Origin of the sequence: Arthrobacter sp. 18067, assembly GCF_902706295.1 — a bacterium.
Lineage (GTDB): Bacteria > Actinomycetota > Actinomycetes > Actinomycetales > Micrococcaceae > Arthrobacter.
The window spans coordinates 50,585-63,318 of record NZ_CACSJJ010000011.1 but is presented as its reverse complement, the minus strand read 5'-3'; the positions used below and the strand labels follow the sequence as shown (position 1 = coordinate 63,318).

Annotated in this window: 8 protein-coding genes, 1 tRNA gene and 1 riboswitch; of the genes, 4 read left to right on the top strand and 5 right to left on the bottom strand. The window is 63.9% G+C overall.

Annotated features, from left to right (window positions below; genetic code table 11):
• Positions 1 to 99: 99 nt before the first annotated feature.
• From GVL04_RS12370 to GVL04_RS12360, 3 genes are read right to left on the bottom strand one after another with little or no spacing between them, the layout of a single operon-like run.
• On the bottom strand, positions 100 to 570 hold the full coding sequence (locus tag GVL04_RS12370) for an Rrf2 family transcriptional regulator (protein ID WP_159704699.1): 471 nt from the start codon (positions 568 to 570) through the stop codon (positions 100 to 102).
• A 40-nt stretch (positions 571 to 610) separates the two neighbouring features.
• Positions 611 to 1,066 (bottom strand): hypothetical protein, encoded by a 456-nt coding sequence (locus GVL04_RS12365; protein ID WP_159704696.1) that lies wholly within the window; start codon positions 1,064 to 1,066, stop codon positions 611 to 613.
• Positions 1,067 to 1,074: 8 nt separating this feature from the next.
• Entirely contained in the window at positions 1,075 to 2,493 is a 1,419-nt protein-coding gene (locus GVL04_RS12360) for a phosphomannomutase/phosphoglucomutase (RefSeq protein ID WP_159704693.1), read from the bottom strand.
• Positions 2,494 to 2,619: 126 nt separating this feature from the next.
• Between GVL04_RS12360 and GVL04_RS12355 the strand changes: the two genes are divergently transcribed.
• Both GVL04_RS12355 and GVL04_RS12350 read left to right on the top strand, forming a co-directional pair.
• Positions 2,620 to 4,785: an ATP-dependent DNA helicase RecQ gene (locus tag GVL04_RS12355; RefSeq protein WP_159704690.1), complete on the top strand. Its 2,166-nt coding sequence runs from the start codon at positions 2,620 to 2,622 to the stop codon at positions 4,783 to 4,785.
• A gap of 122 nt (positions 4,786 to 4,907) precedes the next feature.
• Complete coding sequence (locus GVL04_RS12350) at positions 4,908 to 6,341, top strand: MFS transporter (RefSeq protein WP_159704687.1); 1,434 nt, start codon at positions 4,908 to 4,910, stop codon at positions 6,339 to 6,341.
• Between the two features lie 52 nt (positions 6,342 to 6,393).
• Here GVL04_RS12350 and GVL04_RS12345 read toward each other — a convergent pair.
• Together GVL04_RS12345 and GVL04_RS12340 are read right to left on the bottom strand one after the other, a co-directional pair.
• A tRNA-Ser gene (locus GVL04_RS12345) sits at positions 6,394 to 6,481 on the bottom strand.
• 153 nt (positions 6,482 to 6,634) lie between these two features.
• Positions 6,635 to 8,881: a prolyl oligopeptidase family protein gene (locus GVL04_RS12340; RefSeq protein WP_159704684.1), complete on the bottom strand. Its 2,247-nt coding sequence runs from the start codon at positions 8,879 to 8,881 to the stop codon at positions 6,635 to 6,637.
• 60 nt (positions 8,882 to 8,941) lie between these two features.
• Between GVL04_RS12340 and GVL04_RS12335 the strand changes: the two genes are divergently transcribed.
• Together GVL04_RS12335 and cycA are read left to right on the top strand one after the other, a co-directional pair.
• Positions 8,942 to 10,879 (top strand): FAD/NAD(P)-binding domain-containing protein, encoded by a 1,938-nt coding sequence (locus GVL04_RS12335; protein WP_159704681.1) that lies wholly within the window; start codon positions 8,942 to 8,944, stop codon positions 10,877 to 10,879.
• A gap of 74 nt (positions 10,880 to 10,953) precedes the next feature.
• Positions 10,954 to 11,052: riboswitch (glycine riboswitch) on the top strand.
• 143 nt (positions 11,053 to 11,195) lie between these two features.
• Complete coding sequence (gene cycA, locus GVL04_RS12330; RefSeq protein WP_159704678.1) at positions 11,196 to 12,656, top strand: D-serine/D-alanine/glycine transporter; 1,461 nt, start codon at positions 11,196 to 11,198, stop codon at positions 12,654 to 12,656.
• The last annotated feature ends 78 nt before the right edge of the window (positions 12,657 to 12,734 follow it).

The window sequence follows — 12,734 nt, the reverse complement described above, 5'->3', positions numbered from 1 at the left end:
ATCTCAATTTCTACACTGCGTAGAAGAGTTGTGCAAGCTGGAGAGGCCTAGCTGCGGGGGCGGCTGCGACGAGTGCCCTTCTGAGGTTTGCGGGGGCGCTTACGGCTGGGTGGCCGGTACCCTGAACTCCGGGCGCAGCCCGATGGATTGGAACACCGGGTTCATCTGGCGGGCGTGGGGGAGTGAAGCTATGACCACGGTATCGAGCTCGCGGTAGAAGGCCTCCCGGGCGCGATTCATCGCATGGCGCAGGCCGCATTCAGTGATGAGCGGGCAATTCTTTGTGGGAGATTGGCACTCCGCCGGATCCTGCCGGCTGTCCAAGTGCCTCAGGACTTCCCCGACGGTGGCCCTGCGTCCGGTTTCATTCAGACGGGAACCGCCCAGCCGGCCACGTTCGACGTCGATGTAACCGAGTGCACGCAGGCGGACCATAGCCTTGCTGACGTGGTTGTACGGTGTCCCCACGGCGTCGGCCACTGCCTGGGTGGTCAGCAGCGTACCGTCGGGAGCCGCGGCCAACACCATGATGGCACGGAGGCTGACATCTGCGAACGCGTTTATCTTCATCGGATCAGCTCACGGTTAGGGTCCAGCTCACGGGCAGGGTCTAGTCCACCCAGATGGATGGCTCGTGTGTATCGGGTTCCATCGCGCTGAAGGCGAAGCCCTCCGCCGTGGGAGAGTACGGGATGATGGCGGCCAGAACGTCGCCGTTCCGGTGCTCGGCCGCGCCGTGGATGCCGTCAGATCCATGGTCCGGCAGGCTGACGTCGCTTACTACTGCGATGGCCCGGAAATCACCACGGCCTTGGCGTAGCAGGTCCTGGATGTCCGTGAGCATCTGACCGGCGTCGACGTCACCGTTTTCGTCCGGCTCACCGGGGGCAATCATCATTATCCGGAGCTCACCGTCGTCGGACAACGTGACGCCGAACGGGAAGAATCCGCCGTTCTGCTGGAGATGCTCCTGGGCAGTCCCAAGCGCGGTTCCCAAGGTTTCACGGAGTTCGCGATCCTGGTCTGATTCGCTTGAATCGCCATCGGTAACGGGCTGGTCGCTCATGCCTGGACCTATGCCCGGACCAGTGCGAGGACGCGGTCGCGGATCTTTTCCATGGTGGGCTGGTCCTTGGCTTCTGCGTTCAGGCGCAGGAAGGGTTCGGTGTTGGAGGGGCGCAGGTTGAACCACCAGCTGCCGTCCTTGGCCGTGAATGTGCTGCCGTCCATGTGGTCGATGTCGATGTCTTCGGTTTCAAAGTCGACGCGGACCCGCTCGACTGCGCCTGCCTTGTCCTCGATTTCCGAGTTGATTTCACCGGAGGAGACGTAGGGCTCGTACTGACGGCCGAGCTCGGACAGCGGACCGTCCTGCTCGCCGAGGGCGGCCAGGACGTGCATGGCAGCAAGCATGCCGGTGTCGGCGTTCCAGAAATCCCGGAAGTAGAAGTGCGCGGAGTGCTCCCCGCCGAACACGGCGCCTTCTTCGGCCATGACGGCTTTGATGAAGGAGTGTCCCACACGGGTCCGTACCGCGCGGCCGCCGTCCTTGGCCACCAGTTCAGGTACGGCCTTGGACGTGAGGAGGTTGTGGATGATCACAGGGGTTTCTTCCCCTGCTGCCTGGGCGCGGGCGATCTCACGGCGGGCAACCATACCGGTGATCGCGGACGGGGAGACCGACTCACCCTTTTCGTCGATCACGAAGCAGCGGTCAGCGTCGCCGTCGAAGGCCAAGCCGATGTCCGCGCCGTGTTTGATGACAGCGGCCTGCAGGTCACGGAGGTTTTCCGGTTCCAACGGGTTGGCCGGGTGGTTGGGGAACGAACCGTCCAGCTCAAAGTAGAGCGGGACGATCTCGAACGGCAGTGCCGGGAGCAGTTTGTCGCCAAGCACTGCCGGGGTGGTCAGCCCGGCCATGCCGTTGCCGGCGTCCACAACGATCTTCAGCGGACGTGAGCCGGAAAGGTCCACGAGTTTGCGCAGGTATTCCGAGTAGTCCTTCAGGACGTCGTGCACGCCGATCTCACCGCGGTTTGCCGCTGCCGGGATGGTGCCGGAGTTCAGGTACTGCTCGGCGAGGGCCTGGATTTCCTTCAGGCCGGACTCAGAGGAGATGGGCTGGGCGCCTGCCTTGGCCATTTTGATGCCGTTGTATTCGGCCGGGTTGTGGCTGGCGGTGAACGTGGCGCCGGCGGCGTTCAAAGCGCCGCATGCGTAGTAGAGCTCATCTGTGGAGATCAGGTCCAGCAGTTGGACGTTCGCGCCACGCGTTGCTGCGCCGTTGGCAAAGGCCTGGCTGAACTCCGGCGAGGAGGGGCGCATGTCGCCGCCGACCAGGACGGTCTCGCCCTCGAGGCCCAGGACGTCGATAAAGGCAGCACCCACGGCCTCGACGATTTCGGCCGTGATGGATTCACCCACGATCCCGCGGACGTCATACGCCTTGAAGGATGCCGAGAGGTCGAATGTCTTGTTCTGCTCGCTAGTCACGCGCTCAATCCTACTGTGGCAACGCAATTGGGCATGAATGCGGCAGGACGCTATGTGGATAGTCGTTTGTCCACATAGCGTGGATGAACGGTTCTGGCTGTCGGGGTCGGCTGGAATACTGGGGTGATGGCCAACAACTCCCAGAATGCTGCCGTTTCCGTGCAATCACCCACCCAACAACAGGCCTTGGCGTGCCTGCGCGAGTTGGTGGGGCACCCCGACGCGCAGTTCCATGACGGCCAGTATGAAGCGATCGAGGCGTTGGTTGATGCCGGCCGGCGGGCGTTGGTTGTCCAGCGAACCGGTTGGGGAAAGTCCGCCGTCTATTTCGTCGCATCGTTGTTGCTGCGGAGGCGGGGAGCGGGCCCAACGCTGATTGTGTCGCCCCTGCTCGCCCTCATGCGTGATCAGGTTGCCGCAGCCGCGCGGGCAGGTGTGCGTGCCGTGGCCATCAACTCTGCCAACGCTTTGGAATGGGACACCGTCCTGGCCCAGCTGGCCGCAGACGAGGTGGATGTCCTCTTGGTTTCTCCCGAGCGGCTGACAAACCCGTCCTTCAGAGAGAACCAGCTTCCTGAGCTCATACGCCGTACCGGACTCCTGGTGATTGACGAGGCTCACTGCATTTCGGACTGGGGGCACGACTTCCGGCCCGATTACCGCCGCATTGCCGACCTCATCGCGCAGTTGCCGGTATCCGTGCCAGTCCTGGCCACTACAGCCACAGCCAACTCCCGGGTGGTCCACGACATCGAGGAACAACTCGGCGACGGAGTGCTGACCATCCGGGGTGCCCTCGGCCGTGAATCACTGCGCCTTGGCGTTCTGACCCTGCCCGATTCCCGGGACCGGTTGGGGTGGTTGCTGACTCACCTGGCAGACATGCCCGGAAGCGGCATTATTTACACCCTCACGGTTTCGGCCGCAGAGGACACTGCCCGGCTCCTCGCAGAAGCGGGACACAACGTCCTGTCTTACACGGGACGGACGGATACTGCGGATCGGGAGCGCGCTGAGCAACTCCTCAAGGACAACCAGGTGAAGGCCCTCGTGGCCACGTCCGCCCTGGGAATGGGTTTCGACAAGCCGGACCTGGGCTTTGTCATCCACCTTGGCGCGCCGTCGTCGCCCGTTGCCTACTACCAGCAGGTTGGCCGCGCAGGACGTGGAGCGGCCAACGCAGATGTCTTGTTGCTTCCCGGCTCTGAGGACCGAGAAATCTGGCAGTACTTTGCCACAGCCTCCATGCCGTCCGCGGAAAAGGCCGACGCCGTACTGACCGTCCTCGGAGATGCGGGCTCGGCACTGTCCACCGTCGCCCTGGAAGCCCGGGTGGATCTTCGCCGCACGCCGTTGGAACTCCTCCTGAAGGTCCTGGCAGTTGACGGAGCAGTAGAACGCGTCGGCGGCGGGTGGCGTTCCACCGGCATGCCGTGGAACTACGACGCCGAGCGATACGCACGCATCGCAGAGGCGCGTGTGGACGAGCAGGACTCCATGGTGATCTACCAGGACACCGCAGGTTGCCGCATGGAATTCATCACCTCAGTGTTGGACGACGAAACAGCTGCCGCGTGCGGCCGTTGCGACAACTGCGCCGGCCGATGGTTCCCAGTGGACGTGGCAGCCTCGGCAGCCGACACCGCGGGACAAACGCTGCGACGGGCCGGCATAGCCGTGGAACCACGCCTTCAATGGCCCAGCGGCATGGACAGGCTCGGGGTTGGGGTCAAGGGCAAGATCAAGCCCGACGAGAGCGTGTCCGAGGGACGGATCCTGGCCAGGCTAACCGACCTCGGTTGGGGCGGAGCTCTCCGGGAGTTGTTCGCCGCCGGAGCTCCGGACCGAGCCGTGGACCCTGCCATGCTGCAGGCATGCGTCCAAGTACTGCGCGAATGGTCAGGTGCGGAGGGCGGGACCCCGTGGAGCGGAGCCGGCCGTCCGGCGGCAGTTGTCAGCATTCCGTCACGGAGCAAGCCGCAATTGGTTGAATCCTTGGCCCAGGGAATAGCCGGCATTGGGCGGATGCCTTACCTCGGGCAACTGCAGCCCCAGCACGGCGGGCCAACCGGGGCTCGTGGAGGCAACAGTGCCTACCGGCTGGCCGGGGTCTGGGACAGGCTCGTGGTCGGTCCCGAACTTGCCCAGGCCTTGGCGGGTACCGGGGGCCAGCCCGTGCTGCTGGTCGATGACCTCATTGACAGCCGCTGGACCATGACCGTCTCGGCCAGGGCATTGCGCCAGGCCGGGGTTGGTGCGGTCCTGCCGCTGGCACTGGCCCAAGCCGGGTAGGGTGCCGGCCCGGTACCGGTAGGACTACGTCATGTTGTGATCGCTCCCACGCTGCGTCTATAGGATCGAGCAAACAGCCCGCTCCCTGTCGCGGGCCATACGCCAGAACCCGGACCGGAGCCATGAGCACAAACCCGAGCAACACAGACGTCGACGCCGCCAACCAGACGAGTTGGCGGCCGCGCCTGGCATTGCTCGTGGCGGCGACGTTCTTTATGGAGTTCCTGGACGGGACCATCCTCACGACGGTCATTCCCAGCATCGCCTCCGATTTCCGGGTGGCACCAGCTGACATCAACATCACCATGACGGCGTACCTGGTGACAGTCGCCATGGGCATTCCGTTGAGCAGTTGGCTTGCTGAGCGGTTCGGCGCTCGCAGGATCTTCTGCCTGGCGATATCGGTGTTCACTATTGCCTCGCTGCTCTGTGCGATCAGCACTGACCTGACTATGCTCACGCTCAGCCGGGTGGCACAGGGCATGGGCGGGGCCATGATGGTTCCTGTAGGCACCCTGGTGGTGCTGCGGGGCACCCCGAAATCCGAGCTTCTGCGGGCTACCGCTTATCTGGTGTGGCCCGGCCTCCTTGCTCCTGTCCTGGCCCCAATGGTGGGCGGCGCCCTCACTACCTTCCTTTCGTGGCACTGGATCTTCATCATCAACGTCCCGCTGGGCCTGGCTGCCTTCATTGCGGCCCTCAGGCTGGTGCCCCGAACGCAGTTCGACGGGAAGCGCCGGCTGGATTGGTTCGGCCTGTTGCTCACCACCCTGGGTGTAGGCGCGTTGGTGGTGGGGTTGGAAACCCTGGGTGGACACGCATCGAACGTGCTGGCCGCGGGAGTGGTTTCCTCAGGGGTGCTGTCGCTCGCGGGCGCGGTCTGGTGGATGAGGAAAGCCAAAGTTCCGCTCTTCAACCTCAGCGTCTTCGGAACCAGGACGTTCAGGGCAACATCCACCGGGGGTTTCATTTACCGGCTGACCATCAGTTCGGTCCCTTTCCTGCTGCCGCTGATGTTCCAGGACGGGTTCGGCTGGGATCCCCTCAAGGCAGGCGTGATGGTGGCAGCGGTGTTCGTGGGCAACATTGGGATCAAACCGGCCACTACGCCTTTGATCAGGCGTTTCGGGTTCAAGCCCGTGCTGGTCTTTGCGTCGTTTGCTTCAGCCGTGACGTTTGGCTTGTGCGCTTTCCTTGATGCCCAAACACCCGAGCCGCTCATTTTCGCCTTGTTGCTGTTCAGCTGTGCCTTCCGTTCCATCGGCTTCTCCGCGTACGCCTCGGTGCAGTATGCGGACATCATCCCGGGGCAGCTGCCCTCGGCCAACGCCATCTCGGCAACGCTGGTTCAGTTGGCGGCTGCGGCCGGGATCGCCGTGGGTGCCTTGTTCCTGCGCCTGTTTGAGGCCACGGACGTGTTCGGCCCGGATCAAGTGTCGGCGTACAAGGGGGCCTTCGTAGCCATGGCCGTGCTGATGCTGGTCAGCACTGTGGACAGCCTCGCGCTCCATCGTCATGCGGGAGCCGAAGTCAGTGGCGGCGCGAAGCGCACATAAGCGACGGGTCTTAAACGCAAAAGGTCCCGGTTCGAAAACCGGGACCAATTCGCGGAGACGGGGGGATTTGAACCCCCGGTGGAGTTGTGCCCCACACTTCATTAGCAGTGAAGCCCATTCGGCCGCTCTGGCACGTCTCCCTTTGCTATTGCTAGCCCACCAAGGATACGCAGAACCTGCGGTCCAGTGCAAAACGCGGCCATTCGCCCGCCCATTTCGATGGTTCGCTGCGGGATGCGCCGTTGGTGCGGCGTGGTGTGCAGGGAACCATCGAAATGGGCCTGACGGAGGGGTTAGTTGCTTCCAGCCAGCGAACGCCACAGGAAGTGGTTGCTCCGCGCCTGCAAAGCCGCCGCCTGCCGGTTGTCCGAGGCTCCCGCGTGTCCGCCCTCAAGTGCCTCGTGGAACCAGACGTTCGGGATGCCCATTGCCTGCATGCGGGCTGCCATTTTCCGGGCCTGGACGGGTCCCACCCGGTCATCGGACGTGGCGGTCCAAATGAACGTCTCGGGGTATTCCACACCGTCGTGAAGCAGGTGGTACGGCGAGAACGTGCGGATGAACTCCCATTGCCCGGGGACATCGGGGTCGCCGTATTCGGCAATCCACGAATACCCTGCGGACAGCTTGGTGTACCGGCGCATGTCCAGGAGTGGCACGCCGCAGGAAACTGCGCCGAAGAGTTCGGGGTACTGGGTCAGCATGTTCCCCACCAGGAGCCCGCCGTTGGAGCCGCCTACGCAGCCCAGGCGGGGACGGCTGGTGACGCCGCGGGAGATCAGGTCCCTGGCCACGGCAGCGAAGTCCTCATAGGCGCGGTGCCGGTTTTCCTGGAGCGCGGCGCGGTGCCATGAGGGTCCGTACTCGCCGCCGCCTCGGATGTTGGCCACAACGTACACGCCGCCACGCGAGTGTGCCTCGGCGCCGTCCTCGGAGGAGGCGCCCACTGTGCGCCGCTCGAGCCAGGCCCGCCCGATGGACCCGCTGTATGCCGGGGTCCGGGAAATCTCGAATCCGCCATAGCCGGAAAGCTGCGTCGGGTTCTGGCCGTCGAGCACCAGGTCCTTGGACGCGACTTGGAAGTACGGAACCTTGGTTACGTCCTCAGAAACAGCAAAGTGCTGCTGGACTTCGTAGTCGGCTTCGTTGAAGAACGACGGCGACCGCTTCACCTCGGCGTGTTGGCTCACCACGCCGCCGGACTGCCCGCCATCGGACTGCCCATCCGCACCGCGCGTCAGTGTTCCGCGGGTCAAGGTAGTGGGGGTGGTGAAGCCGGTGGCCACCAGCCAGAAGTCGTTGCCGGCAGCGCCTGGGTCTTCGTCGTCCACGGCATAGGCGTTGACGTCGTGAAGCGGCGGGCAGGCATCCAGGACGGTGGATCCCCACACGCCGCCGGAGTCGACAGTGGATGGATCCAGCACCCGGATCTCGGAGGAGACGTCGCGCAGGAGGTTCAGCAGCAGGTAGTCCTTGGTCCAGCTCCAGGACTGCAACGACGTTTGGACATCCGGGGTGAAGAGGACCAGCAGGGAACGGGACCCCGCAAGATAGGAATCGAAGTCAGCAGCCAGCAAGGACCCCGCCGGGTAGACAACGCCGGCAACATCCCAGTCCTTCTGCGGACGGAATAGCAGCCAGTCACGGTGGGCGCTGATATTCACATCGGTGGGAACGTCTATCGCCACCCACGAGTCGTCCTTCAGCAACGAGGTGGTGCGGTTGTAGAAGTCGATGTAGTCCACGGCGAAGGTGCGCTCGTATCCCGGGGTCGAGTCGTGGGCCACCATTGCCAGCATGTGGTCCTCGGGGATTTCAAAGAGGCGCTCGGCCTGGGCAAGCGATTGGCCACGGCGCAGCGTCACGCCGGTCCGTGCGTAGGAGGAGGTGGTCGCGGGCAGCCCTTCGGCGGTGCTGGACACGAGGAGCGTGTCCGCATCGAGCCAACTGACGTTGCCCTTGGCTGTGGGGAGGTCAAAGCCGCCCTCCACGAAGGTGCGGGATTCGACGTCGAACTCGCGGTGGCGGTCAGCGTCGCCGCCGTCGGGGGAGAGCGAAACCATTGCCAGTCGGTACTCGCTGCCATCGGCTGGCCGGAGGAATCCGGCGCCGTGGAACACCCACTCGACACCCTCGGCGGCGGCAAGGGCATCCACGTCCAGCAAGACATCCCACTCCGGCTCCTCGCGGAGGTAGCTCTCCCAGGTGGTGCGGCGCCAGAGGCCCTTGGGGTGTTCCTGGTCCTTCCAGAAGTTGTAGTAGTAGTCGCCACGTTTGGAGACCATGGCGATGCGGTCCGTTGAGTCGAGGACTTCCAGGATGCCGGCTTCAACAGCGGCGTACTCGGAGTCCTCCAGGAGTTCCTCGGTGCGGGCGTTCTGTTCGCGGACCCACGCCAGCTGTTCTTCGCCGTGGATGTCTTCCAGCCAGACGTTTTCATCCGTGGGCTCAGGCGCGACGTCCGCAGCGTGGCGCGGTCCGGCGGCCGTCGCAGTGTCATTCTCGGGAAGTGGCGTCTGATCAGCTTCTGTGGTGGTCATCGCCCCATCCAAGCAACACTGTTCAACGGTAAGCAAGTCACGCAGAAGTTAGGCTGGAGCGTGGATGAATCGCAGACCAACCGTGTAGCCCTGATTGGGGCCGGCCCTCGGGGCACCAGTGTCCTTGAGAGGTTGCTTGCGAATTGGGCTGCGGAGACACCCAAATCAACCGCCCTGCACATCCATGTCGTTGACCCTTTCCCGGCTGGTTCGGGCCATGTATGGCAGCCGGAGCAGTCGCGCCTGTATCTGATGAACACCCAGTCCTTTTATCCGACGTTCATCCCTGAAGACCCCGAGCTCGCCCAGCCGTTGACGGGTGGTTCGTTCGATCAGTGGCGCGAGGCCCGTCGTCGTGATGGCGTGGGACTGAACGGCGCCGAAAAGGCGGAGTTGGCTGTCCTGGACTCGAACAACTTCCCCAGCCGGGCGTTATACGGGCGGTACTTGCGTCAAACCTTGGAGGGGCTGCTGAAGCGGTTGCCCGACGGCGTTGAGGTCACCTTCCACGAGACTCTCGCCGTGGCTGCCCGGCCTGTGAAGGACGGGTTCGACGTCGAACTCGCCAACGGTGCGACGCTCACGGTCGGCTCCGTGGTCCTCGCGCTGGGACATATCGGGTCCCGACTGAATCCTGAGCAACGGTCATTCAAGAGTGCGGCCGATGAGCAGGGTCTTCTGTACTTCCCGCCCTCGCCGCCGGCGGACGTGGACTGGCAGGCCGTGCCGGACAACGAGCCAGTGCTGGTCCGCGGTATGGGATTGAACTTTTTCGACGTCATGGGCCAGTTGACCGAGGGCCGCGGTGGCAAGTTTGTCGCTGCCGGCGCACCGGGCGCCGGCGTGTTGGAGTACCGGGCGTCGGGGCGGGAGCCGAAGATCATCGCCGCCTCCCGCCGTGGCACGCCCTACCGAGCCAAAGCAGGGCTGGCGGGCTATTACCCCAGCAGCATCACCATGCGCTACCTGACTGAAGACGCCGTGGACCGGTTCCGCGCGGCCGGAATCCAACCGGGCTTTGATCACGACCTCTGGCCGCTGCTTCACCGCGACGCGTTGTGGGCGTACTATTCAACGCTGGCCCGGACCCAGCCCACGGCAATAAAGGACCCTGCCCAGTTCCTGGCTGATCTTGAGGACGCACTCCAGCCGCATGCGCACACCACCACGCACTGGGAGGCCAGCGTGGGCGATCTCGTGGAAAAGCACGTCGGTTCCTCCCGCCGGTTGAACCTCCGCGGACTTGCCGCACCACTGGCTGGACGCACCTTTGCCTCCCGGGGTGAGCTGGATGCGGCCATTACGGCGTACCTGGATGACGACGCCCGACGATCGGCCCTGGGCGAAGCGGACCCGGTCAAGATGGCCATCGGTGCCCTGCATACCGGCCGGGCAATCCTCAAGTCGGTGGTGGCAGACGGCGGGATTACGGACGAGTCATGGCTGGCAGGGTTGCGGGGCTGGTTCGAGTCCTTCGTTGAAGGGCTGGCCAGCGGGGCGCCTGCGCTGCGCTCGGAGCAGCTGGCCGCCTTGGCGCGTGCCGGCGTCGTAAGTTTTGTCGGACCGGACCCGAAGTTCAGCGTGGACAGGGCCACAAAGGTGTTCCGGGCGGTTTCGCCGTGGGTACACGACGCGCCGGTTGAAGCACCGACGCTTATCGAGGCGATGTCGCCGGCAAACAGGGTGGGCATGAACGTCTCCCCGCTGCTGGAGCAACTGATGGCTGATGGATTGGTGCGTACCAAGATCATGATGGGTGGTGAGGGCGCGCCCGTGCAGACCACAGGCCTGGACGTGGAACCGCATCCTTACCGTCCCGTGGCTGCGAACGGATCCATCACGAAACATCTGTATGTTTTGGGCCTTCAACTTTCTGCGTCGCAGTGGGGCACGGCCATAGCCGCGGAAGCCAGACCCCGCACCGGGCCAGCCTACGCCAGCGGACAACGGACCCTCCGTGACGCCGATGAGATTGCCCGTAGCATTCTGGCCGGCTAGCAACGCGGGGTTGCGGAGCAGCCCGCCCTTCGTTACTGTGTGAGCTGCATCACCCAGTTGGTGATGCGCGCTTTTGATCCGCGGCGGGAGAGCCCTGCCGGTACATCACCACAGGCGCCGTAGGAGCAAACCCTCCCCAGGAATCTCTCAGGCCCACGTACCGCCGCGGCGAGGCAACTCTGGAAAGCAGTCCGGTCACCGGGCTCACCGAAGGTGCAAGCGGGCCCACGCCTGCGGAAACTCTCAGGTCCATCTACAGAGCGGGGAGGAACCCGAATCTTGTGGCACCCTGTGCCGCCTGAACGATGGAGTTCCTTTGACGATTCAGCCTTCCACCGGTACCGATTCACCGCACCTCGAGCGTCAGCTCAGCAACCGCCACATCCAGCTCATCGCCATCGGCGGAGCGATTGGCACGGGACTCTTCATGGGCTCCGGCAAGACCATCTCCGCTGCCGGCCCTTCCGTCATTTTCGTGTACATGATCATCGGCTTCATGCTGTTCTTCGTCATGCGCGCCATGGGTGAACTGCTGCTAAGTAACCTGAACTATAAATCCTTCAGCGATTTCGCTGCTGACCTGCTCGGCCCTTGGGCCGGATTCTTCACCGGTTGGACGTACTGGTTCTGCTGGGTGATTACCGGGATCGCGGACGTCATCGCGATCGCCGGGTACTCCCAGGAACTCTGGCCGTCCTTGCCGCTCTGGGTTCCAGGGCTGATCACGATTGGCATTCTCCTGCTCCTGAACCTTGCCACGGTCAAGGCCTTCGGCGAGACCGAGTTCTGGTTTGCCCTCATCAAGATCGTCGCCATCGCGGCGTTGATCATCGTTGGCCTCTTCATGATTTTCAGCGGTTTCCAGTCCGACGCCGGACCGGCCAGCTTCACCAACCTTTGGAGCCACGGCGGATTCTTCCCCAACGAGTTCATGGGATTCGTGGCCGGCTTCCAGATCGCCGTCTTTGCGTTCGTGGGCATCGAACTGGTAGGAACCACCGCCGCTGAGGCCAAGGACCCGGAGAAGAACCTGCCCAAGGCCATCAACTCCATCCCCATCCGCGTCCTGCTCTTCTACGTAGGCGCGCTCATCATCCTCATGTCCGTCACCCCGTGGACCCAGTTCGCTGCCGGTCACAGCCCGTTCATCGCCATGTTCTCGCTCGCTGGCCTCGGCGCAGCGGCCACCATCGTCAACCTCGTGGTGCTGACCTCCGCCATGTCATCGGCCAACTCGGGCATCTACTCCACGTCCCGCATGGTGTTCGGTCTGGCGCAGGAAGGCGACGCCCCCAAGGTGTTCGGCGCGCTCTCCGGACGCAAAGTACCCCGTAACGCCCTGTTCCTGTCCTGCGTCCTGCTGCTGTCCGGCGTCGTTCTCATGTACGCCGGCTCGGACATCGGCAAGGCGTTCGACATGGTCACCACAGTGTCCGCCGTGTGCTTCGTCTTCGTATGGTCCATCATCCTGGCCAGCTACCTGGCCTTCCGGAAGCGCCGTCCGCACCTGCACGATTCCTCGGCCTTCAAGATGCCCGGCGGCGTGGTGATGGTGTGGGTAGTGTTCGCCTTCTTCGCCTTCGTGCTGTGGACGCTGACCACGCAGCCGGACACGCTCGCCGCCCTGCTTGCTACTCCGCTGTGGTTCCTGATGCTGGGCGTCGCGTGGGCGATCCTCCGCCGCCGTCCTGCACATCTGGCCCGCTACGCGGCGTTCCAGGCCGAACTGCAGCGGGATGCGGACAGGGTCCAAGAGCCGGAACCGGCAAACAAGTAAACCGTCCGACAAAAAGCAGGGCCCCTCACGAAGGAAGATCGTGAGGGGCCCTGCCCTGTTGTGTCACTAAGGGTGTTG